At 67.2% G+C, this 23450-nt stretch carries 19 protein-coding genes; 12 read left to right on the top strand and 7 right to left on the bottom strand.

Annotated elements, in window-relative coordinates:
* Positions 1–5 precede the first annotated feature (5 nt).
* Entirely contained in the window at positions 6–1025 is a 1020-nt protein-coding gene (locus tag PKE72_RS01265; protein ID WP_271163661.1) for an RluA family pseudouridine synthase, read from the bottom strand.
* Between the two features lie 82 nt (positions 1026–1107).
* Here PKE72_RS01265 and PKE72_RS01260 point away from each other — a divergent pair, with 82 nt between their 5' ends.
* Positions 1108–1746 (top strand): DUF2799 domain-containing protein, encoded by a 639-nt coding sequence (locus tag PKE72_RS01260; protein ID WP_271163660.1) that lies wholly within the window; start codon positions 1108–1110, stop codon positions 1744–1746.
* Positions 1747–1750: 4 nt separating this feature from the next.
* Here PKE72_RS01260 and fba read toward each other — a convergent pair whose 3' ends face one another.
* The 3 genes from fba to gap form a co-directional block, all read right to left on the bottom strand.
* The gene (gene fba, locus PKE72_RS01255) at positions 1751–2836 is read right to left on the bottom strand and encodes a class II fructose-bisphosphate aldolase (RefSeq protein WP_271163659.1); all 1086 of its coding nucleotides are present in this window, start codon (positions 2834–2836) and stop codon (positions 1751–1753) included.
* 149 nt (positions 2837–2985) lie between these two features.
* Positions 2986–4182 carry a phosphoglycerate kinase gene (locus PKE72_RS01250; RefSeq protein ID WP_271163658.1) on the bottom strand — a complete coding sequence of 399 codons (1197 nt, stop codon included), beginning with the start codon at positions 4180–4182 and terminating at the stop codon, positions 2986–2988.
* 177 nt (positions 4183–4359) lie between these two features.
* Entirely contained in the window at positions 4360–5367 is a 1008-nt protein-coding gene (gene gap / locus PKE72_RS01245; RefSeq protein WP_271163657.1) for a type I glyceraldehyde-3-phosphate dehydrogenase, read from the bottom strand.
* Between the two features lie 251 nt (positions 5368–5618).
* Here gap and PKE72_RS01240 point away from each other — a divergent pair, with 251 nt between their 5' ends.
* The 11 genes from PKE72_RS01240 (at position 5619) to PKE72_RS01190 (ending at position 17358) form a co-directional block, all read left to right on the top strand.
* A complete protein-coding gene (locus PKE72_RS01240) occupies positions 5619–5771 on the top strand; it encodes a hypothetical protein (RefSeq protein WP_271163656.1) in 153 nt (50 codons plus the stop codon).
* A 90-nt stretch (positions 5772–5861) separates the two neighbouring features.
* Complete coding sequence (gene ilvD / locus PKE72_RS01235) at positions 5862–7613, top strand: dihydroxy-acid dehydratase (protein ID WP_271163655.1); 1752 nt, start codon at positions 5862–5864, stop codon at positions 7611–7613.
* Between the two features lie 6 nt (positions 7614–7619).
* Positions 7620–8633 (top strand): ketol-acid reductoisomerase, encoded by a 1014-nt coding sequence (gene ilvC / locus PKE72_RS01230; protein WP_271163654.1) that lies wholly within the window; start codon positions 7620–7622, stop codon positions 8631–8633.
* A gap of 19 nt (positions 8634–8652) precedes the next feature.
* Positions 8653–10365 (top strand): acetolactate synthase 2 catalytic subunit, encoded by a 1713-nt coding sequence (gene ilvG, locus PKE72_RS01225; RefSeq protein WP_271163653.1) that lies wholly within the window; start codon positions 8653–8655, stop codon positions 10363–10365.
* A 1-nt stretch (position 10366) separates the two neighbouring features.
* Complete coding sequence (locus PKE72_RS01220) at positions 10367–10630, top strand: ACT domain-containing protein (protein WP_271163652.1); 264 nt, start codon at positions 10367–10369, stop codon at positions 10628–10630.
* On the top strand, positions 10630–11877 hold the full coding sequence (locus PKE72_RS01215) for a 2-isopropylmalate synthase (RefSeq protein WP_271163651.1): 1248 nt from the start codon (positions 10630–10632) through the stop codon (positions 11875–11877). The genes PKE72_RS01220 and PKE72_RS01215 overlap by 1 nt, the downstream gene beginning before the upstream one ends.
* Positions 11870–13324 carry a 3-isopropylmalate dehydratase large subunit gene (gene leuC / locus PKE72_RS01210; RefSeq protein ID WP_271163650.1) on the top strand — a complete coding sequence of 485 codons (1455 nt, stop codon included), beginning with the start codon at positions 11870–11872 and terminating at the stop codon, positions 13322–13324. Before PKE72_RS01215 ends, leuC begins: the two co-directional genes overlap by 8 nt.
* Entirely contained in the window at positions 13317–13901 is a 585-nt protein-coding gene (leuD, locus tag PKE72_RS01205) for a 3-isopropylmalate dehydratase small subunit (RefSeq protein WP_271163649.1), read from the top strand. The genes leuC and leuD overlap by 8 nt, the downstream gene beginning before the upstream one ends.
* Positions 13901–15007 (top strand): 3-isopropylmalate dehydrogenase, encoded by a 1107-nt coding sequence (leuB, locus tag PKE72_RS01200; RefSeq protein ID WP_271163648.1) that lies wholly within the window; start codon positions 13901–13903, stop codon positions 15005–15007. Before leuD ends, leuB begins: the two co-directional genes overlap by 1 nt.
* 215 nt (positions 15008–15222) lie before the next feature.
* A complete protein-coding gene (locus PKE72_RS01195) occupies positions 15223–16572 on the top strand; it encodes an ammonium transporter (protein WP_271163647.1) in 1350 nt (449 codons plus the stop codon).
* A gap of 90 nt (positions 16573–16662) precedes the next feature.
* Complete coding sequence (locus PKE72_RS01190; RefSeq protein ID WP_271163646.1) at positions 16663–17358, top strand: TorF family putative porin; 696 nt, start codon at positions 16663–16665, stop codon at positions 17356–17358.
* 63 nt (positions 17359–17421) lie between these two features.
* Here PKE72_RS01190 and PKE72_RS01185 read toward each other — a convergent pair whose 3' ends face one another.
* The 3 genes from PKE72_RS01185 to PKE72_RS01175 are packed head-to-tail and all read right to left on the bottom strand — an operon-like array spanning position 17422 to position 23399.
* Positions 17422–19791 (bottom strand): glucan 1,4-alpha-glucosidase, encoded by a 2370-nt coding sequence (locus PKE72_RS01185; RefSeq protein ID WP_271163645.1) that lies wholly within the window; start codon positions 19789–19791, stop codon positions 17422–17424.
* A gap of 9 nt (positions 19792–19800) precedes the next feature.
* A complete protein-coding gene (locus tag PKE72_RS01180; protein ID WP_271163644.1) occupies positions 19801–21336 on the bottom strand; it encodes an MFS transporter in 1536 nt (511 codons plus the stop codon).
* Positions 21333–23399 carry a glycoside hydrolase family 97 protein gene (locus PKE72_RS01175; protein ID WP_271163643.1) on the bottom strand — a complete coding sequence of 689 codons (2067 nt, stop codon included), beginning with the start codon at positions 23397–23399 and terminating at the stop codon, positions 21333–21335. The genes PKE72_RS01180 and PKE72_RS01175 overlap by 4 nt, the downstream gene beginning before the upstream one ends.
* Between the last annotated feature and the right edge of the window lie 51 nt (positions 23400–23450).

Below are 23450 nucleotides of genomic sequence, written 5' to 3'. Positions count from 1 at the left end.
CGGCCTCAGAGGTCGGAGAGCAGGGCTTCGAGCCGCATCATATCAGCGGGCGGCGCGGTCTCGAAGCGCAGGGTTTCGCCGGTGACTGGATGGACGAAGCCTAACACAGCCGCGTGCAGCGCCTGGCGGGTCAGGCCGGCCTCCGCGATGGTGGCCCGCACTGCCGCGGCGGGGCTGCCCGAGCCATAGGTGGCGTCGCCGAGGATGGGCGAACCCTTGGACGACAGGTGGACGCGGATCTGGTGGGTCCGGCCGGTGTGCAGCGTGCAGGCGACACGGGCGGCCATTGGTGCGCCGCCGGATTTGGCGGGTTCGCCGAAGGTCGCCTGGACGACATAGTCGGTGATCGCCTCGCGGCCGCCGGCGCGCAACACAGCCATCTTCTTGCGGTCGCCGGTGGAGCGGCCGATGCGGGTCTCGATCCGGCCTTTGGACGGCGACGGAGCGCCGCGCGTCAGGGCGATGTAGGTGCGTTCGATGTCGTGGGTCGCGAACAGGGCCGAAAGTCCCGCGTGGGCGCGGTCGGTCTTGGCGGCGACCATGACGCCGGAGGTGTCCTTGTCCAGGCGGTGAACGATGCCGGGACGGGCGACGCCGCCGATACCCGACAGGCTGTCGCCGCAGTGGGCCAAGAGGGCGTTGACCAGGGTGCCGCTCTCGCAGCCCGGCGCCGGGTGGGCCGCCATGCCGGCGGACTTGTCGATGACGATCAGGTCGGCGTCCTCGTAGAGGACCGTCAGGGGGATGGCTTCGGGCTGAGGCGTGGCCGGGGCGACGGGCGGCAGGGCGACGACATAGAGACCAGGCTGGGCCTTGGCGGAGCCGCCGGTCAGGGGCTGGCCGTCTCGGCTGACCGCCCCGGAGGCGATCAGGGCCTGGAGCCGAGCGCGCGACAGGGTCGGGAAGGCGTCGGCCAGCGCCTTGTCCAGGCGAACCCCGGGCGCGGCCAGGCGAGCCTCCAGCACCTCGGCCGGGGCGAGGGGCGGGGGCAGGTCTTCTTCGTCGATCAGATCAGGGTCGGACACCGGGGCTCCCTAGCACGGCGCGCGGGTTGCGCGAGAACCCGTCGTCGTTCGATAGTGAAGCTTGGGGCGCAGGGGAAATCCGATGAAGCGTTTTCTGATCGCGGCGGGCGGTATTGCTGCAGCGGCGCTGCTGGGCAGTTGCACCACCATGAGCAAGGACGAGTGCCTGGCCGGCGCCTGGGGCGAAAAGGGCTATGCCGACGGTGCAGCAGGCTATCCGATGAGCCGGCTAGACGACCACGCCAAGGCCTGTGAGAAGTATCAGGTGTCGCCCAATCCGGCCGCCTATGGATCGGCGCGCGAGGACGGGCTGAGAAGCTACTGCACTTTCCAGCGCGGCTGGACCGAGGGGCGGGCGGGCAACACCTACTACGGCGTCTGCCGCCCTGAAGAGGAGGCGGAGTTCCTGCCCGCCTATAACGACGGGCGCAGGCTGCATGAGGTCGAGGCGGCGGTCGAGAACGCCGAAAGCGCGCTGAGCAGCGCCGAGTCCCGCATCGAGGATCGCGAGGACAAGCTGGACGCTAAGCAGCGCGAACTGCGCCAGGACGGTCTGACGGACGAACAGAAGCAGCGGATACGCGACCGGATCGACGAGGTGCGCGGAGAAATCCGCGACGCGCGCCGCAACGCCCGTGAGGCGCGCGACGCGCTGGATCGCGCCGAATGGGACCTGCGCCAGGTGCGAAGCGAACTGAGCGGCCGCTACTCCGTCTTCTGATCGATCAGGCGGCCTTGATGGCCACGCCGCGGAACGACGGGTCCAGGTCGCCCGAGGCATAGCGGGTGGCCATCTGGGCGGTGGACAGCGGGCGGATGCGCGATGCCTGACCCTCGCAGCCGAACTGCTGATACCGCTCCATGCAGAGCTTCTTCATCGCCGCCTTGGCGGGCTTCAGATAGGCGCGGGGATCGAACTCGCGCGGGTTTTCCATCAGCGCCTTACGGATAGCGCCGGTGATGGCCATGCGGTTGTCGGTGTCGATATTGACCTTGCGCACGCCGTGGCGGATGCCGCGCTGGATTTCTTCAACCGGTACGCCCCAGGTCTGGGGCATTTCGCCGCCGTACTGGTTGATGATGTCCTGCAGATCTTGCGGCACGGAAGAACTTCCGTGCATCACCAGGTGGGTGTTGGGCAGGCGGCGGTGGATGTCCTCGATCACATTCATGGCCAGGATGTCGCCGTCCGGCTTCTTGCTGAACTTATAGGCGCCGTGGCTGGTGCCCATGGCGATGGCCAGGGCGTCGACCTTGGTGGCGGCGACGAAGTCGACGGCCTGATCCGGGTCGGTCAGCAGTTGCGAATGATCCAGCTTGCCTTCGAAGCCGTGGCCGTCCTCCGCCTCGCCCATGCCGGTCTCCAGCGAACCCAGCACCCCCAGCTCGCCCTCGACCGAGACCCCGCAGGCGTGGGCCATTTCGGTGACGCGGCGCGTGACCTCGACATTGTATTCGTAGGAGGCGGGGGTCTTGGCGTCCTCTTCCAGCGAGCCGTCCATCATCACCGAGGTGAAGCCGTACTGGATGGCGGTGGCGCAGGTTGCCGGGCCGTTGCCGTGGTCCTGGTGCATACAGACCGGAATGTCCGGATAGAGCTCGGCCAGGGCGTCGATCAGCTTGGCCAGGACGATGTCGTTGGCGTAGTTGCGGGCGCCTCGGCTCGCTTGAATGATCACGGGAGCATTGACCTCGTGGGCCGCCTCCATGATCGCCAGGCCCTGCTCCATATTGTTGATGTTGTAGGCGGGCAGGGCGTAGTCGTTCTCTGCCGCGTGGTCGAGCAGCTGTCGCAGCGTGATGCGCGCCATGATGAAATCTCCTGAGCCGAAAGTCTTTTATGATTGGGCGAGAGACTAGCGTTGCGGCGCAACAAAGTCACGCCGTGTTACAACCATTCCCTTACGTCAGGCCACCGAGGCGCAGACCCGGCCGGCCAGCGCCCCGTCGGCGTAGGCGGTCACGCCTGCAAGGCCTCGACGCCCGGCAGGGGTTTGCCCTCCATCCATTCCAGGAAGGCGCCGCCGGCGGTGGAGACGAAGGTCATGTCGTCCGATACGCCCGCGTGGTTCAGGGCGGAGACGGTGTCGCCGCCGCCGCCCACGGCGACCAGAACACCGGCCTTGGCCAGGGCCGCCGCATGACGCGCCACGGCCACGGTGGCGGCGTCGAAGGGCGGCACCTCGAACACGCCGAGGGGGCCGTTCCAGATCAGGGTCTTGGACGCCGTCAGGGCCTCAAGCAGGCGGGCGACCGTGGCTGGGCCGGCGTCCAGGATCTTGTCGTCGGCCGACAGGTCGGCGCCGGCGACGACGGGGCGTGACGCCGCGCCGGGCTTGACCTCGGTCGCCACCACGAAATCGACGGGCAGTAGCAGCTTGCAGCCGCGCGCCTCGGCCTCGGCCATGATTTCACGCGCCGTGTCGGCCATGTCGCGTTCGGCTAGGGATCCGCCGATGTCGACGCCCTGAGCGAACAGGAAGGTGTTGGCCATGCCGCCGCCGATCGCCAGCCGGTCCAGCTGGCCGACCAGGTTCTTCAGCAGGTCCAGCTTGGTGGAGACCTTGGCCCCGCCGACGATGCCTATGACCGGCTTTTGCGGATTGCCGAGGGCGGCGTCCAGGGCGTCCAGCTCGCGGCGCATGGATTCGCCAGCGTAGGCGGGCAGGTGGTGCGCGATGCCTTCCGTCGAGGCATGGGCGCGGTGGGCGGCCGAAAAGGCGTCGTTGACATAGAAGTCGCCCAGGTCGGCCAGCTTCTGGGCGAAGACCGGATCATTGGCCTCTTCCGCCGCGTGGAAGCGGACGTTTTCCAGCAGGACCACGCCGCCGGCGTCCAGGTCGCGGATGGCGTCCACGGCGTCCGGGCCGATGCAGTCGTCGGCGAAGCGGACGGGGGCTCCGAGCAGTTCCTCCAGCGGCAGGACGACCGGCTTCAGGCTCATGGACGGGACGCGCTGGCCCTTGGGACGGTCGAAATGGGCCAGCAGCGCGACCTTGGCGCCGGCGTCGCGCAGGCGCTGGATCGTTGGTAGGGCGACCCGCAGCCGGGTGTCGTCCGTGACCTTGCCGTCCTCCATCGGGACGTTGAAGTCCACGCGGACCAGGGCCGTCTTGCCGGCGAGGTCTTTGGCGTCGTCGAGGGTGCGGAAGGTCATGGCTTCAATCTCTCATGATCCTTCTCCCATGGGGAGAAGGTGGCTCGCGGAGCGAGACGGATGAGGGGCAGGCGGTGGGCCAGTTCGCACACCGTGACCCTCACCCTTTCGCGCCAGAACGGCGACTTGCGCCGCCGTGCGCTCAAGCCCTCTCCCGTCGGGAGAGGGAAGCAGGGTTTAAAGGAACTTCGCCATCACCAGGGCCGTGTCGGCCATGCGGGTGGCGAAGCCCCATTCGTTGTCGTACCAGCTCAGCACGCGCGCCAGCTTGCCGTCGACGACCTGCGTCTGGGGCAGGGCGGCGGTGGACGAAGCGGCGATGTGGTTCAGGTCGCTGGAGACCAGCGGGTCGGTCGTCGTGAACAGGACGCCCTTCATCGGACCGTCGGCGGCGGCCTGGAGCGCGGCGTTGATCTCGTCCGCCGAGGTGTCGCGACCGGAGACGACCTTAAGGTCGACGACCGAGACGTTCGGCGTCGGGACGCGGATCGACGAGCCGTCCAACTTGCCCTTCAGTTCCGGCAGGACCAGGCCCAGGGCCTTGGCGGCGCCGGTCGAGGTCGGGATCATCGACAGGGCGGCGGCGCGGGCGCGGTACAGATCCTTGTGCATCGTATCCAGCGTCGGCTGGTCGCCGGTGTAGGAGTGGATGGTGGTCATATAGCCGCGCTCGATGCCGAACAGGTCGTTCAGCACCTTGGCCACCGGGGCCAGGGCGTTGGTGGTGCACGAACCGTTCGACACGACAATGTCGTCGGCGGTCAGGGTCTCGTGGTTGACCTTGTAGACGATGGTCTTGTCGGCGCCGTCGGCGGGCGCCGAGACCAGAACACGCTTGGCGCCGGCCTTCAGGTGGGCGCTGGCCTTGTCCTTGGCGGTGAAGATGCCGGTGCACTCGAAGGCGATGTCCACCTTCAGTTCGGCGTGGGGCAGGTTGGCCGGATCGCGTTCGGCCGTGACCTTGATCTTGCCCGTGCCGACGTCGATCCAGTCTTCACCCGAGGTCACCGTGCCGGGGAAGCGGCCGTGGACTGAATCATAGCGGAACAGGTGGGCGTTGGTCTCGACCGGACCCAGATCGTTGATCGCCACCACTTCGATGTCCGTGCGGCCATGCTCGATGATCGAGCGAAGGACGAGACGGCCGATGCGGCCGAAACCATTGATGGCGACGCGAACGGTCATGGGGAGGCTCCTCTGAACGATTATGTTGTTGGGCGTCTCAATGGAACTGTCGCGGCCCGGTTTCAACCCCGCCGCCGCGCCTTAGGCCTAACATGGCGTGAGGAAGCGTTACGGTTTGGGCCGGTTGGGACGGCGCTAGGCAAGAAACACCCCTGTGGGGGCGGTTTCGCATCCAATGAGCAAAATTTTTGCGACAGGGGTTGTGCCGCACCGGCCGGTATGGTTTCTTGGCGTCAGAACAGGGAGCCCCCGTGGCCACGATGACGCGCGACATGATGAAGGGATGCACCGCTCAGGCGGCCGCGGCCGTTCGCGCGCCGATCGGTCTGGAAAGCCCTGTATTCCTCATTCTCCTCGTACTCCTCGGCCTGCTTATGCAAGCGGCGTGGATGCACGCGACCTGACCTAGACACACTCAGGATCGCCTCGCACCACCCCGCTCCCGAAAGGAAGCGGGGTTTTTCGTGCTTGGCGGTTCAAAAAGAACCGGACCGATGACGCAAGATTCTACCTCACAGCCCAGAAAGCCCAACGCGCGCAGCGCGGCGGTGACGGCTGGCCCGAACCGGGCCGCAGCCCGCTCGTATCTGCGCGCCGCCGGGATGCAGGACGCTGACTTCGACAAGCCGATGATCGGCATCGTCAACACCTGGTCGACGGTCACCCCGTGCAACATGCACCTGGACCGCCTGGCCAAGGACGTTCGGGCGGGCATCGTTGCGGCGGGCGGCTATCCGGTCGACTTCAACACCATCGTGGTCACCGACGGCATCTCGATGGGCACGGCGGGGATGAAGGCCTCGCTGATCAGCCGCGAGGTCGTCGCCGACTCCATCGAACTGGCCATCGAGGGGCATCAACTGGACGGCGTGGTCTGCATCGTCGGCTGCGACAAGACGATCCCGGCGGCGGCCATGGCCCTGGCGCGGATGGATATCCCGGGCCTGGTCTACTACGGCGGCACCATTATGCCGGGCGTGATCGGCGCGAAGGAGGTCTCGGTCCAGGAGGTGTTCGAGGCCATCGGCGCCCATTCCGCCGGGACGCTGGACGACGCGGGCCTGAAGGCGGTCGAACAGGCCGTCTGCCCCGGCGCCGGCGCCTGCGGCGGCCAGTTCACGGCCAACACCATGGCCATGGCCCTGTCGGTCATGGGCATCTCGCCCATGGGCGCCAACGACGTACCGGCGGTGGACCCCGGCAAGGCGGCCGAGGGCGAACGCTGCGGCCGTCTGATCGTCGAGCGGGTGTTTGCCGGCGACACCGCCCGCAAATACATCACCCGCGCCAGCCTGAAGAACGCCGCCGTCGCGGTGTCAGCCTCGGGCGGATCGACCAACGCCGTCATGCACCTGACGGCTATCGCGGCCGAGGCAGGCGTCGAGTTCGGCGTCGAGGACTGTCACCAGGCCTGTGTCGAGGCGCCGGTCATCTGTGACCTGAAGCCGGGCGGCCGTTTCCTGGCCTCGCACCTGTTCGCCGTTGGCGGCACGCGCTTGGTCACTCAGCGGATGGCCGAGGCAGGCAAGATCGTGAACACCCCCACCGTCAGCGGCCGCAGCCTGTTCGCCGAGGCGGCCGAGGCCGAGGAAACCCCCGGCCAGGTTGTCGTGACCACCTTCGACGCCCCGGTCATGGACCGCGGCAGCTTCGCCGTCATCTATGGCGACGTCGCTCCCGAGGGCGCGGTCATCAAGCTGACCGGCCACAAGGTCGATAAGTTTGAAGGCCCGGCCTGCGTCTTCGACAGCGAGGAAGACGCCTTCCACGCCGTCCAGGACGGTTCGGTCGGCGAAGGCGACGTCATCATCATCCGCTACGAAGGCCCCAAGGGCGGGCCCGGCATGCGCGAGATGCTGCAGGTCACGGCCGCCCTGAAGGGTCGCAAGATCGACAATGTCGCCCTGCTGACCGACGGCCGCTTCTCGGGCGCCAGCTACGGTTTCGTCGCCGGCCACGTCTCGCCGGAAGCCGCCGTCGGCGGCCCGATCGCGCTCATTCGCGATGGTGACCGCATCACCATCGACGTCACCAACCGCCGGATCGACGTCAACGTCGACCTGGCGACGCGCCGGGCGGGCTTTACGCCCCACGTAGTCCGCCCGGCGCGAGGTGTCTTCGCCAAATACCGCGCCTCGGTCGCCTCGGCGGCCCAGGGTGCGGTCACCATCCCCAACCCGCCGCCGGCCCAGATTCCCGATTTTGGCCAGGCGTCTCACAAATCCACTGCTGCTCAGGACGCCTGAATTCTCATGGCCATCACCATCTACACCAACGAAGACATCAAGCCGGGCGCCATCGCCGGTCAGCGCATCGCCATCATCGGCTATGGCTCTCAGGGCCGCGCCCATGCGCAGAACCTGAAGGACAGCGGCCATGACGTAGTCGCCGGCGTCCGCCACGGCGGCACGGGCTGGAAGCACGCCACCGCCGACGGCGTGCCGACCGCCGAGCCGGCCGAGGCCGTCAAGGGCGCCGACATCATCGCCATCCTGACCCCGGACATGGTCCAAGGCGAGGTCTATCGCGACATCATCGAGCCCAACGCCAAGGAAGGCTCGGCCCTGCTGTTCGCTCACGGCTTCTCGATCATCTACGAGCGCATCACCCCGCGCCCCGACATGGACGTCATCCTGGTCGCGCCCAAGGGGCCGGGCGATCTGGTCCGTCGCGAGTTCCAGCGCGGCCGCGGCGTGCCCTCGCTGTTCGCCATCGAGAAGGACGTGACCGGCAAGGCCCGCGACCGGGCCATGGGCTACGCCAAGGGCAACGGCGGCGCGACCGGCGGCCTGCTGGAAACCACCTTCCGTGAAGAGACCGAGACCGATCTGTTCGGCGAACAGGCCGTCCTGTGCGGCGGCGCCAAGGAACTGGTCATGCAAGGGTTCAACACCCTGGTCGAGGCCGGCTACCAGCCCGAGATCGCCTATTTCGAATGCCTGCACGAGCTGAAGCTGATCGTGGACCTGTTCTACGAGGGCGGCATCTCGAAGATGCACCACTTCATCTCGGAAACCGCCAAGTACGGCGCGGTCGCCAGCGGCCCGCGGGTCGTCAACGAAGAGACCAAGGCCCGCATGAAGACCATTCTGGACGAGATCCAGGACGGAACCTTCGCGCGCAACTGGATCGCCGAGAACGAGGCCGGCAAGCCGCAGTACGAAGCCTGGCTGAAGGCGGACCGCGAAAGCCAGATCGAACAGGTCGGCGCCCGTCTGCGCGAGCGGATGGCCTGGCTGAACACCCCCAAGTCCGAAGCGGCCTGAGCCGCAAGCGATAGACCGGATGACCCTGATGACCGCCGCCGCCTTCAAATCCTCAGCCGAGGCCGCCCCCCGATCGGGGGCGCGCCTGCTGGTCTCCACCCTGGAGCGGCTGGGCGTGGAGGTGGTGTTCGGTTATCCGGGCGGCGCCATCATGCCGGTCTATGACGCTCTGGCCGGATCCAAGCTGAAGCATATCCTGGTTCGCCACGAGCAGGGCGCGGCCTTCGCCGCCGACGCCTATGCCAGGAAGAGCGGCAAGGTCGGGGTGTGTATGGCCACCTCCGGCCCCGGCGCCACCAATCTGATCACCGGCATCGCCAATGCGATGATGGATTCGGTGCCGATGGTCTGCATCACCGGCAATGTGGCGCAGGGCCTGATGGGCACCGACGCCTTCCAGGAGATCGACATACTGGGCGTCACCCTGCCGATCGTGAAACACTCGATCCTGGTCCGGTCCGCCGCCGATGTTCCGGCCGCCATCGAGGAGGCCTTCCATATCGCCGCCTCGGGTCGTCCCGGTCCGGTCCTGGTCGATCTGCCCAAGGACGTGCAATTCGCCACGACCAGCGAAGACTACGGCTTCCACATTCCCAACGAGACGCCGCGCATCGATCACGACGCCATCGCCGCCGCCGAGGCTGCGATCCGGGCGGCGAAGAAGCCGCTGGTCTATATCGGCGGCGGGGTGAAGATCGGCCGAGCGACCGAGGCCTTGCGCGCCTTCGTCGCCGCGACCGGCATCCCCCAGGTCTCGACCCTGAACGCCCTGGGCACCATCCCGACCGACGCGCCCGGCATGCTGGGCATGCTGGGCATGCACGGCGCCCGCGCCGCCAATCATGCGGTGCAGGACAGCGATCTGCTGATCGTCGTCGGCGCCCGGTTCGACGACCGCGCCACGGGCAAGCTGGCCGAGTTCGCGCCCAACGCCCGGATCGTCCATTTCGACATCGACGCCTCGGAAGTCGGCAAGCTGCGGGCGGCCAATGTCGCTGTCGTCGGCGAGCTGAAGGACGGGGTCGAGTCCCTGACGGCGCGCCTGGCCGGCGGTCCGGCCCTGGATATTCAGTCCTGGTCGGAAGATTGCGTCCAGGCCGCCGCCGTCGGCGCCTATCGCTATGACGCGCCGGGCGAGGGGGTCTACGCCCCGGCCCTGCTGAAGGAAGTGTCCGAAGCGGCCGGCGATGATTTCGTCGCCGCCTGCGACGTGGGCCAACACCAGATGTGGGCCGCCATGCACTGCCGTTTCTCGCGGCCCGAGGCCCACATCACCTCGGGCGGCCTGGGCGCCATGGGCTTCGGCCTGCCCGCCGGCATCGGCGCCAAGCTCGCTGACCCCTCGGCGACCGTCGTGACCATCGCCGGCGACGGCGGCTTCATGATGAACATCCAGGAGCTGGCGACGCTGAAGCGTTACGGCATCCCGCTGAAGATCGTGCTGATCGACAACTCCTCGCTGGGCCTGGTGCGCCAGTGGCAGGAGCTGTTCTTCGCCGAGAACTATTCCGAGATCGACCTGTCCGACAATCCGGACTTCGTGAAGGTGGCCGAGGCTTTCGGCATTGAGGCCTTCCGTATCGATCGTCGCGATCAGGTGTCCGACGGCATCCAGCGCCTGCTGGCCGCCGACGGCCCCTGCCTGGCCCATGTGGTCATCGATTCCCGAGACAATGTCTGGCCGCTGGTTCCGCCGGGCAAGAGCAATGCTGAAATGATGGAGGGCTCCTGAGATGAGCAACACGATCCACATCCAGATCGACCGTGCGGACGGTTCGCTTCAGCGTCTCATCGGCCTTGTGGAGCGCCGGGGCTTCCACATCGACGGCATGAACATGGCCGACGTTCCCGGTTCGGGGGGAGCCTTCCGCCACATCGCCCTGACCGTGCGCGGCCGCGACGCCGGCCGTTGCATCGACAACCTGGGTCGCCAGATCGACCGCCTGTTCGGCGTGCGCCGCATCGGCAACGACATTATTCAATCCGAGGCCGCGTAATGACCGCCGAAAAAGTACGAGTATCCGGCGTATCCCGAACTGAGGAGATCGCCGCCGACCCCAACCGCGTCATCATCTTCGACACGACGATGCGGGACGGGGAGCAGGCGCCGGGCTTCTCCATGAGCGCCCAAGCCAAGCTGAAGATGGCCCAGGTTCTGAAGGACCTGGGCGTCGACGTTATCGAGGCCGGCTTCGCCGCCGCTTCGCCGGGCGACGAAGACTGCATCCGCCGCGTGGCCGGCGAGATCGAGGGGCCGGTTTTCTGCTCCCTGTCGCGCGCCAATGAAAAGGACATCGACGCCACCTTCCGCGCCCTGCAGCCGGCGCCCAGGTCGCATCGCCGCTGCCACACCTTCATCGGCACCAGCCCGATCCACCGCACCGCCAAGCTGAAGATGTCGACCAACGAAGTGCTGGCCACGGCCGTCCGCTCGGTCGAATATGCCGCCAGCCTGTTCGACGACGTCGAATTCTCGGCCGAGGACGCCTTCCGCACCGAGCCCGAGTTCCTGGCCGATGTGCTGGAGGCTGCCGCCGACGCCGGCGCCCGGACCCTGAACGTGCCCGACACCGTCGGCTACGCGACCCCGGAAGAGGTGCGCGAGACCTTCCGCGCCCTGGCCGCGCGGATCCACAAGCGCCATCCGCATGTGATCTTCTCGGCTCACTGCCACGACGACCTGGGCATGGCGGTCGCCAACTCCCTGGCCGCCATCGAGGGCGGCGCGCGCCAGGTCGAGGGCGCGATCAACGGCATCGGCGAACGCGCCGGCAACGCCTCGATCGAAGAAGTCATCATGGCCCTGAAGGTCCGCGAGGACCGTTATGGCGTCACGACCGGCGCCGACAGCCGCCATCTGGTGCGCGCCTCCAAGATCCTGTGCGAGATCACCGAGACGGTCATCGCCCGTAACAAGTCGGTCGTCGGCATCAACGCCTTCGCCCACGAGGCCGGCATCCATCAGCACGGCATGCTGGCCGACAGCCGCACCTATGAAATCATGCGGCCCCAGGACGTGGGCTTCGAGGGCAGCTGGTTCGTGCTGGGCAAGCACTCGGGCCGCCACGCCATCGCCAAGCGCGCCGAGACCATCGGTCGTCCCATCGAGGGCGAGCGCCTGGCCGCCGTGGTCGCCGGCTTCAAGCAGCGCGCCGACCAGATCGGCGAGATCAGCGACGCCGAACTGATCGCCATCATCGACCGCGTCGACGGCGTTGAGGAGACGGTGGCGCAGTATGCCTGATCCCAAAACCCTGTTCGACAAGGTCTGGGACGCCCACGTCGTGCGGTCCGAGACGGCTGACACGCCCGGGGTTCTGTATATCGACCTGCACTTGGTCCACGAAGTCACCAGCCCCCAGGCCTTCAGCGAGATCGAGGCGCGCGGCCTGAAGGTGCGCCGCCCCGACCGCACCTACGCCACCCTGGACCATTCGACCCCGACCTTGCCGGCGGGGCTGAACGGCCTGAAACCCTATGTCACAGCCCAGGCCGAGGCCCAGGTGCATCGGCTGGAGAAGAACTGCGCCGCCCATGGCGTGCCCCTGGCGGGCTGGGACTCCGACGACCGTGGCGTGGTCCATGTGATGGGACCGGAGCTGGGTCTGACCCAGCCGGGCATGACCGTGGTCTGCGGCGACAGCCACACCGCCACCCACGGCGCCTTCGGGGCCCTGGCCTTCGGCATCGGCACCTCGGAAGTCGGCCATGTGCTGGCCACCCAGTGCCTGTTGCAGCGCAAGGCCAAGGCCATGCGGGTGACGGTGGACGGGCGGCTGCAGCCCGGCGTCTCGGGCAAGGATGTCGCCCTGGCCGTCATCGCCGCCATCGGGTTCGGCGGCGGCACCGGCTATGTCATCGAATACGCTGGCGAGGCGGTGCGGTCGCTGGACATGGAGGGGCGGATGACCCTGTGCAACATGTCCATCGAGGCCGGCGCCCGCGCGGGCATGATCGCTCCGGACCAGACCACCATCGACTGGCTGCGCGGCCGCAAACACGTCCCCGCCGACTACGAGGCGGCGACGGCCGAATGGCTGAAGCTGGCCACGGATCCGGGTGCGACCTTCGACAAGGAAGTGACCATCGACGGCGCCGCCATCCGTCCGATGGCGACCTGGGGCACGACGCCGGATGCGGGCGCTCCCATCGGGACGCCCGTGCCGCAGCCCCAGTCGGACAGCGACCGCAAAGCCATCGCCTATATGGGCTTCACCGCCGGAGAGGCGACGACCAGCCAGCCGGTGGACGTGGTCTTCATCGGCTCCTGCACCAACGGCCGTCTGCCCGACCTGCGCGCCGCCGCCGAGGTGCTGCGGGGCCGCAAGGTCAAGCCGGGCCTGCGCATGCTGGTGGTTCCCGGTTCGGAGGCCGTGCGGCGCGACGCCGAGGCGGAAGGCCTGCACGAGGTCTTCATCGCCGCCGGCGCCGAATGGCGCATCCCCGGCTGTTCGATGTGCATCGCCATGAACGGGGATTTCGTCGCGCCGGGTCAGCTGGCCGTCTCGACCTCCAACCGCAATTTCGAAGGCCGCCAGGGCAAGGACGCCCGCACCATCCTGGCCAGTCCGGCGACGGCGGCGGCGACGGCGGTGGCCGGTGTGCTGACCGATCCCCGTGTCTTTTTGAGCGAGACGGCCCTCAAGCAGGCGAGCGCCGCGCGCGAGACGGTAGGAGTGCAAAATGTCTGAACCCTTCCAGGTCCTGACCTCCCGCACGGTCACGCTCAGCCAGGCCAATATCGACACCGACCAGATCATCCCCGCGCGCTTCCTGACCACGACGTCGCGCGAGGGTTTGGGCAAGGCCGCCTTCTATGACTGGCGCTACGAAACGGACGGTTCGGAAAAGCCCGAAGCCATCCTGAACCGGATCGAGCCGGCCGAGCACCGCATCCTGCTGGCGGGCAAGAATTTTGCCTGCGGCTCGTCGCGTGAACATGCGCCCTGGGCCCTGTACGATTATGGGTTCCGGGCGGTGATCTCGACCGAAATCGCTGACATTTTTACATCTAACGCCTTGAAAAACGGCCTGCTGCCGATCGTCGTCAGCCAGGCGGTCTGGGACGATCTGGCGTCGCAACCGGACCAGCCGGTCACGATCGACCTTCAGGCCAGCCAGATCCGGCGCGGCAATGCGCAGCCCGTGCCGTTCGCGGTCGAATCCTTCGCGCGCGAATGCCTGCTGAACGGGGTGGACACCCTGGGCTGGCTGCAATCAAACCTGCCTGAGATCGAAGCCTTTGAGCGTTCGAGAGAGATTGTCTGATGACCCACGCCGCCCCCAAGACTTATAATATCGTCCTGCTGCCCGGCGACGGCGTCGGACCGGAAGTGACGCGCGCTGCCCGTGACGTTCTGGCGGTTATCGGCGACTTCTACAGCCATGACTTCCAGTTCTCCGAACACCTGATCGGCGGGGCCGCCATCGACGAGACGGGCGAGCCCCTGCCGGAGGCGACCCGCGCCGCCTGCGTCGCCGCCGACGCGGTTCTGCTGGGCGCCGTTGGCGGCCCCAAATGGGACGGCGGCAAGCGCCGGCCCGAGGAAGGCCTGCTGGCGATCCGCAAGGCCATGGGCCTGTTCGCCAATCTGCGGCCGTTGCAGGTGTCGCCGGTGCTGGCGCACCGTTCGCCGCTGAAGAAGGAGATCGTCGAGGGCGTTGATCTGATCGTCTTCCGCGAGCTGACCGGCGGCGTCTATTTTGGCGAGAAGACCCGGACCGCCGACCGCGCCACCGACCTGTGCGAATACACCGTGCCCGAGATTGAGCGCGTCACCCGCGCCGCCTTCCAGACGGCACGCCAGCGCCGCGGCAAGGTGACCTCGGTCGACAAGGCCAATGTCATGGAGACCAGCCGCCTGTGGCGCGAGGTGGTGACCCGCATCCACGCCGAGGAGTTCCCCGAGATCGAGCTGGAACACGCCCTGGTCGATTCCATGGCCATGCACCTGATCAGGAAGCCGCGCGATTACGACGTCATCCTGACCGAAAACATGTTCGGCGACATCCTGTCGGACGAGATCTCGGTGCTGGGCGGTTCGATCGGGCTGTTGCCATCGGCGTCGCTGGGCACGGAGGGGCCGGGCCTGTTTGAACCGATCCACGGCTCGGCGCCGGACATCGCCGGACAGGATCTGGCCAATCCGGTCGGGACCATCCTGTCGGCCGCCCTGCTGCTGCGCCATAGTCTGAAGTTGGAAGACGAGGCTGATTCTATCGAGGCCGCCGTGGCGGCCGTCCTCGCCGCCGGCGCCGTCACCGCCGACCTGGGCGGAGCGCTGGGCACGCGCGCCGCGACCGAAGCCGTCATCGACGCTATTCGCGCTATCCACTGGGCCGCGGCGCATCGGGTGCAAATGCACTGGGCCTGACCAGATCGGGGTGCGAATTTCGTACCGCAAACACCGTTTGGCGGAACATTAATCGATCTAAAAGGCCCCGCATGACGCAACGATCATGTGGGGCTTAACTTTTCTTCAATGACCGTTGCAAGAAAGTTGCACCGTTTACGGTCAAGCCCCTTGCGTCAAATGCGATTGCAGTAAAACCTTCGCATCTGCGAGATTGCTAAGGGGGATTTTTGCTCATGTCGCGTGTCTGGAATCGACTTCCGGGAGCCGTCGCGCTCCTGCTTCTGACCATCGGGCTATTTTATGCGGGCGGGGCCTTCGCTCAGACGCCCGAGGCGGCGCCTGCGCTTCTGGCGCACCAGTCGGCGCTCGAGCTGGACGGTGCGGGCACGGCGTGGCTGGGCACCTCTACAGCCCTCGTCCTGCTGATGACCCTGCCGGGCCTGGCGTTGTTCTACGGCGGCATGGTGCGCCGCAAGAACGTCATCGCCACGATCACCCAGTCTGTCGGCGTCTTCGCCGTCGTCTCGCTGGTCTGGTTCATCGCCGGCTACAGCATCGCCTTCGGCGCCAACCCGGACCCCGCCCTTCAGCCCTATGTCGGCAGCATCGAAATGCTGTTCCTGAACGGCGTGACCCTGGGCACGGCCAACAGCCTTCTGACGGGCATTCCCGAATATCTGTTCATCGCCTTCCAGATGACCTTCGCCATCATCACCCCGGCCCTTGTCACCGGCGCTTTCGCCGAGCGGATGAAATATTCGGGTCTTCTGCTGTTCACGGCCCTGTGGTCGTTGCTGATCTACTCGCCCATCTGTCACTGGGTTTGGGGTGGCGGCTTCCTTGGCTCGGCCGGCGTGCTGGACTTCGCCGGCGGCGCGGTCGTTCACGTCAACTCGGGCGTGGCCGGTCTGGTCTGCGCCATCTTCCTGGGTCGCCGTAAGGGCTATGGCGCTGAACCCATCGTCGCGCACAATCCGGTCCTGACCATGATCGGCGCCTCGCTGCTGCTGGTCGGCTGGATCGGCTTCAACGCCGGTTCGGCGGGCGCCGCCAACGAACTGATGGGCGTGGCTCTGCTGAACACCGTCCTGGCCGCCGCCGCCGCCGCCCTGACCTGGAAGATCATCGAACTGATCGAGAAGAAGAAGGTCTCGCTGATCGGCATGCTCTCGGGCGTGGTCGCCGGCCTGGTCGCCATTACTCCGGCCGCCGGCTTCGTCGATCCCAAGGGCGCGGTCATCATCGGCCTGATCGCCGGACCGGTCTGCTACATCTCGTCGGTCTGGATCAAAAAGCTGCTGCGCTACGACGACTCTCTGGACGCTTTCGGCATCCACGGCGCCGGCGGTCTGATCGGCGCCCTGCTGACCGGCGTCTTCGCGACCACCGCGATCAACAGTCTGTCGGAGGGGGCCAATATCGGCACCCAGGCGCTCGGCCTAGCCTGGACCATCGCTTACAGCGCGGTCGGCACCTTCGTCATCCTCATCATCTGCAAGTTCACTACGGGCCTGCGTGTGAGCGAGGCGGAAGAAGCCGCCGGTCTGGATACCTCGCTGCATGGCGAAACCCTGGACCACTGACGAAATCGGGACGCGGCTCCGCCGGCCGCGTCCCGTCTGCCGGGCCTGTCTCGGCTCTATAGAAACAAATATAATCAAGGGGATATGACTATGAAGTTTGGATTCTTCCGTTCCGCCGCTGCGGCGGCTCTCGCCACCGGCCTGATCGGCCTGGCGGCCCCCGCCTCGGCGCAAAGCGACATCGACGTCGCCTTCAACGCCGGCGTCGTCACCGACTACGTGTTCCGCGGCTTCAGCCAGACGGCCGAAGATCCCGCCATCCAGGGCGGCGTCGATCTGACCTCCGGAAGCTTCTACGCCGGCGCCTGGGCCTCCAACGTTGATTTCGGCGACGACACGGATGCCGAGTTCGACATCTATGGCGGCTATCGCACCGAGGCCTCTGGCTTCGCCCTCGACTTCGGCGTGATCGGCTACCTCTATGCGGGTACGCCGGATGAAGCCGATTACAACTATGTGGAGTTCAAGGCTGCGACGTCGCGCGCCGTCGGACCCGCCACGGTAGGCGCCGCTGTCTATTACTCGCCCGACTTCTTCGGCGTAGACGAAGCTGCGACCTATGCTGAAATCAACGGCGCCTTCAGCCCGGCTGACAAGTGGACGATCTCCGGCGCCATCGGCCAGCAGTGGCTGGATGTCACCGATGACTATGCGACCTGGAACGCCGGCGTCGCCTACGCCCTGACCGATAACCTGGCCCTGGACGTCCGCTACCACGATACCGACGTCAAGGGTGTCGACGGCGCCTATGATCGGGTCGTGGCAGGCGTCAAGCTGGTCTTCTAATCCCAGCGCGTCGCTGACCTAAGAATGAGGCCCCGGAGAGCGATCTCCGGGGCCTTTTTCGTATCAGCGGGCGTAGCGGCTTGCGACCGGGTCGTACCGGTCCCAGACCTTGCCGTCGGCCAGCGAGCGCAGCAGCTTCAGATATTCGGCATGGGTCCAGGCCAGGGGGGTGGCTGAGTCGGTGTTCTGACCCAGGGCGTAGTCTCGGGCCGTGGGCGCGCCGACGCCGTCCCACACCTGTTCGGCCAGCATCAGGCCGTCGTTGGCGAACCGCTCCATGCCGCGCACATAGGTCTGGCGGATGGCGGCGATATCGGCGGCGGATGGTGTCCCGTTCACACTGATGCGGGCCAGTTCATAATGGCCGCGTTCGCCGGTGAAGAAGGGCCAGACCCGGCCGCGCTGGCCAGGGCTCATCCGACCGCCGACGCCGTAGTTGGCGCCCGTGACATGGTCCTCGCCATAACCGTCGACGCCGTAACGGCGCCAGCCCGGCGTCTTGTCACCCTCTGGACCGAAGTCGTAGCGGACGCGGTACAGGTCCTCCCGGCTCTGATCGTCATAGACCGGCAGGGTGGACAGGATGTGCGGATCGTCGGCCTTGCGCACGCCGTACCGGACCAGTTCCAGGAAGCCGCCGTCCACGACCCGATCCTCGGCCGGGGCGATCTGGCCGTTGGCGGCGCCGATCGGGGCCTTGTCGTTCGGGTTCTCGTTCTGGGTGATGCGGATGTAGTAGCGGCCGTCGCCGAAGTCGCCGTTGGTGGTGAACATCCGGTCCTCGATCTTCGAGGCGTAGCTGTCGGCGGCGGCCTGGTAGCGGGTCGCACCCGCCGCATCACCCGAAGCGCGGGCCATCTCAGCCGCGACCGTCAGACCGGCGACCAGGGCGGCGGTGCTGGACGGCGAATAGCCCTGCTGCTCTTCCCAGCGTTCCTGCTGGGTGAAGGGCGGCTTGATCTCGGCCTCGTTCCACAACAGCCCGACCTTGCCGCCATCGACCAGGAAGTCGGCGGCGGGCTTCAGCATGGACCGATATTGGTCGGCCATTTCCGCATCGGACAGCCAGCCCATCTTCCACAGGCGGTAGCCCAGCATGATCGGCATGGCCGTCTGATCCAGCTGGATCGCGACCCATTCCAGTTCGCCATCGACGTGGGTCTTCTGCAGGAACCAGCCGCCGACGCCCGTATTGCCCGGCGTGTTCGGTCCGACCTGAACCTGCGGCAGATAGTTGAAGGCCGCCAGCGGCGTTTCCTTGTCGCCCAGGGCCGCCAGGGCCATGGCCACCTGATAGAAGTCGCGCGGCCAGACCGCCTTGTAGCCGGTCGAGGACTTCGACGCGTCCACCGTGTCGCCCCAGGGGTTGGACAGCGAGGCGATCAGGGCGCCGGCGTGGGTGCGGTCCTCCTGCACCTTCAGCATCAGGGTCGAGGCATAGGCCAGCTTGCCGCCGTCGGTCGACTGTTCGGCGATGCGCGGCAGCTCGCTCAGCGAGGCGACATAGTCCTCCCAACCCGCGCGCTCGCCCTCGCCGTTGAAGCGGGCCAGCACCTCGTCCAGTCCGGTCGCGAAGGCGCCGTCCGCCGCCGCCTGGGCCGCCGCCTCGCTGTCGCCGAAGCCGATGACGAAGTCGCGCTGAACGCTCTGGCCCATACGCAGGCGCGGCAGGGCGCCGGTCATCATCGTATTGCCCGCCGTCTCGCCGGTCGAACCATAGGTCCAGTCCAGCTTGCCGTCCTTCAGGTCGGTCAGGCCATCCGACGCGCCGACGAAGCCGACGCTGGCCGCAGTGAAGGCCTCGCTGGGCTTCAGCACCAGATGGGTCGACCCTTCCCAGGCGTGGAAGCCCTGGGACGTGACGGCGCCGCGATCATCCACCCCAGTATTGGCGATGTGCGGCTCCAGCAGCAGATAGGGCGTGGCCTCGCCGCTGAGGGCTGTGATCCGAACGCGCAGCACAAGGGCGTTGCGGTCGGGGTCGGTGAATATCCGCTTCTCGATCTCGAACCGGCCGGCCTTGTCGCGGGTGGTGATCTTGTAGGCGGGGGACAGCGGGCGTTCCTGGGCGTCCACGTGCAGGTATTCGGTCTTGGCCGTGGTGTCGTCGCCTTCCAGCGCCAGACCATCCGGTGTGACGACGGCGAAGCGGAGCGCTTTGATCTGGGCCTCGTGGATCAGGCCGTACATGGTCTCCGTCAGAACGCCGTCGGCGATGGAGAACCAGACCTTGGACACCGCCCCGGTCGGGCCGCCGTCGCGATACTGGCCGTCGACATAGGCTTCGTAGGACGCGCCGGCGCCGGTCTTGGCGGCGCTGGACCAGGTCGGCAGATCGCCCGGGGCGCCGGGCGCGACGGACTGGGCGGACGCGGCTGAGGCGACGGCGAGACCGGCGGCGCCGGCCAGGCAAAGGGTTTTGAACTTACGCATGGAGAAGCCTCACGGGTTGGGCGTGGGGGAGGGGGAATGTTCGCGCACCAGCAGGGCGCTCGCGGCCGCCAGCACGAAGGAGACGGCGCCGAGCACCAGGGCCCAGATGGCCTGGCCGTCGAACAGGGTCTTCAGGATCAGGCCCAGGATGGTGGCGGCCAGCAGCTGCGGCACGACGATGAAGATGTTGAAGACGCCCATATAGACGCCCATCTTCCGGTCCGGCACCGCCGCCGACAGGATGGCGTAGGGCATGGAGACGATCGAGGCCCAGGCGAAGCCGACGCCGATCATCGGCAGCCACAGCAGGCCCGGATCGCGGATGACGAAGACCCCGAACAGGCCCGCCGCGCCCAGCAACAGCATCAGGGCGTGGGTCGCCTTGCGGCCTATGCGCCTGGCCAGGACTGGCAGGGTGAAGGCCGCCAGGGCCGCCACGCCGTTATAGACCCCGAACAGAACCCCGACCCAGTCGGCCCCGGCGGCATAGGCGGCCGAGGTCGTGTCGGTCGTGCCGTAATGGACGCGGGTCACGGCGGCGGTGGTGTAGATCCACATGGCGAACAGGGCGAACCAGCTGAAGAACTGGACGACCGCCAGGCCGCGCATGGTCTCGGGCATACGGAAGATGTCGTTCAGGATCTCGGTCGCGGCGTTGACGATCTGGCGGCGCTGCATCATGCCGACCGCGATCTGCAGCAGCCCAAAACCGGCGAAGAAACCGGCCAGGACCAGCAGCTCCTTTTCCAGGTTCAGCGCGCCGATCAGCCCGAAACCCAGCCCGCCCAAGACGGCGCAGACCAGGCCCGACGTCATCCAGCCCTGAACGCTGCGCGCCGGCGCCTCGGGGCCGTCGTCAGCCGGCGCGCCCAGGGCCGCCTGTTTGCCGCGTTCGAAGGCGGCGATCTGTTCGGGGCTGTATTCCCTGGTGCTCAGCACGGTCCACAGCACGGCCGAGAACAGGCCGGCGGCGCCGACATAGAAGGCGATCTTGACCGACAGAGGCACGACGCCCGCCTCGGCCGTCGAGACCACGCCGAAGACGTTGGACAGCAGCCACGGCAGGACCGAGGCGAAGACGGCGCCCGCCCCGATGAAGAAGCTCTGCATCGCATAGCCGGCGGTGCGCTGTTCTTCCGGCAGATTGTCGCCGACGAAGGCGCGGAACGGCTCCATGGTAATATTGATCGAGGCGTCCATGATCCAAAGCATGGCTGCGGCGAACCACAGGCCGGGGCTGTTGGGCATGGCGATCAGGGCCAGGGTGGTGGCGATGGCGCCGACCAGGAAATAGGGACGCCGACGCCCGAACCGGGTCCAGGTCCGGTCGCTGAAATGGCCGATGATCGGCTGAACCAGGAGGCCTGTCAGCGGCGCGGCGATCCAGAGGATCGCCAGCGAATCCACCTCGGCGCCCAGGGTCTGGAAGATCCGGCTGGTGTTGGCGTTCTGCAGGCCGAAGCCGATCTGGATGCCGAAGAAGCCGACGCACATGTTCCAGATCGCCAGGCCGGACAGGCGCGGGCGGTGGGCGAGCAGGCTCATCTGCGGCGCGCCCTGCCGACCGGCACGAAGCGGATCGCCTGGCCGCCGCCGGGCGCCAGGGCCAGGGTCAGGACGTCCGCCGAAGTCACCTCGCGCTGCTCGATGACGATGTCCTCGCGCTTGCCGCGATAGTCGGCGTCGGGGCCGTCGCGGTAGATCTCCGCATGATAGCGCCGCCCGTCGTCCAGGAAGTCGAGGGGCGCGGTCAGGACACGCGGATGCTCGTCGGTGATGGCGCCCAGGGCCCAGACGTCCGACGCCCGGTCCTTGCGTGCAATGGCGACGTAATCGCCGATCTCGGCCGCCAGCACCCGGGTCTCGGCCCAGTCGCAGGGCACGTCCTTGATGAACTGGAAGGGCGCCGGATTGGCCTCGTAATTGACCAGCAGGTCGGCCGCCATCTGGATGGGGCTGTAGATGACGACATAGAGGGCCAACTGCTTGGCCCAGGTCGTCTGCACGCCGCCGGGGCTGCGCGTCTCCATGCCGAAGATGCCGGGCGTATAGTCCATCGGTCCGGCCAGCAGGCGGGTGAAGACCAGGTTCGGCTCGTGCTCGGGCGGATTGCCGGGATTGCCCCAGGCCGAATATTCCATGCCGCGCTGACCCTCGCGGCTGATGATGTTCGGATAGGTGCGGCGCAGGCCGGTGTCCTTGAACGGCTCGTGGGCGTTGATCGCCACCTTGTGCCGGGCGCCGGCCTCGACGACCTTCATATGGTGCTGGGCCATGGCTTGGCTCTCGTGCCACGCCATGACCATCTGGCCGTCCGGCCCGGCGACGCGGGCGCCTTGCGCGTCCGCCACATAGCCGGTCTTGACCGAATGGACGCCCAGGCGGCCGTACAGCGCCATCGCCGCCTCGAGCTGCTGCTCGTAGTGGAACGCGTTGCCGCCGGTCTCGTGGTGGCCGATCAGTTGCACGCCCTTGGAGGCGGCGTAGCTCGTGACCCGTTCCAGGTCGAAGTCCGGATAGGCCTCGGTGAAGCTGAAGTCCGAACCATTGGCGAACCACTGGCCGTCCCAACCCTTGTTCCAGCCTTCGACCAGAACCCCGCCGAAGCCGTGCTTGGCGGCGAAGTCGATGTGTTTGATCGTGTTCTCGGTGGTGGCGCCGTGTTTGGGGCCGGAGTTCCAGCTCTTCAGCTCCAGGTGCATCTCCCACCACACGCCGACGTATTTCATCGGCTTGAACCACGACACGTCGCCCAGTTTGTTCGGCTCGTTCAGGTTCAGGATCAGGCTGGACTCGATCAGGCCTGCGGCGTTGTCCGACACCTGCAACGTCCGCCACGGGGTGTTAAACGGCGCCTGGCGCACCACGGCGGCGTTGGTCAGGCCCGGCGTCAGCTGGGCCCGGAACTTCGTCTCCTCCGACCGGCGCAGGTTCATCCCGGCGTAGTCGATACAGGCGGCCTCGTGGATCGAGACGTGCAGGCCCGACTGGCCCTTGACCGTCATCGGCGTCTGGGCGCTGCCGACCGCGCTGATCGGCGTGCGGCTGTAGAGGTATTCCTCGCGGTTCCATTCCCAGGCCGGGCACCAGAGGGCCTCGCCGTCCTCGGCCAGGTTGAACTCGGTGATCTCCGAACCGATGCGAACCGTCTTCAGCGCGGCCTGGTCCGGGAACTCGTAGCGGAAGCCTAGGCCGTCGTCATACAGGCGGAACACCACATCAACGCGGCGTTGCAGGCCGGCGGTCTCGGCGTAGCTGACCCGCCATTCGTTGTAGTGGTTGCGGATAAACCGGCGCTCGCCCCACGGCTGCTCCCAGGTGTCGTCCACCGTCACGGGCTGGCCGGCGGTCAGGGCCAGACCGCGCTCCAGCGCCGGGGCGTCGGTCAGCAGGAAGCCCAGCTTCGACGGGGCGACGACCATCCGGCCCTGACGCAGGACGGCGTACATCGGCCGGCCGTCGTTGTCGGTGAAGGCCTCGACCGTCAGGACGCCGCCGGGCGAGCTGGCGCGGGCATGGGTCGGCGTGGTCTGGGCGCGAACGCCCGTCGCTCCAAAGGCCAGGATCGAGGCGCCGCCAAGGGCCAGGAAGGATCTGCGCTGCATCATGGGAACTCCGTTACGCCGCCTCTTGCCAACCGCCGCGAACGGTGGCTGAAA

Origin of the sequence: Brevundimonas intermedia, assembly GCF_027922165.1 — a bacterium.
GTDB lineage: Bacteria > Pseudomonadota > Alphaproteobacteria > Caulobacterales > Caulobacteraceae > Brevundimonas > Brevundimonas intermedia.
This window is presented reverse-complemented; position numbering and strand designations above follow the sequence as displayed.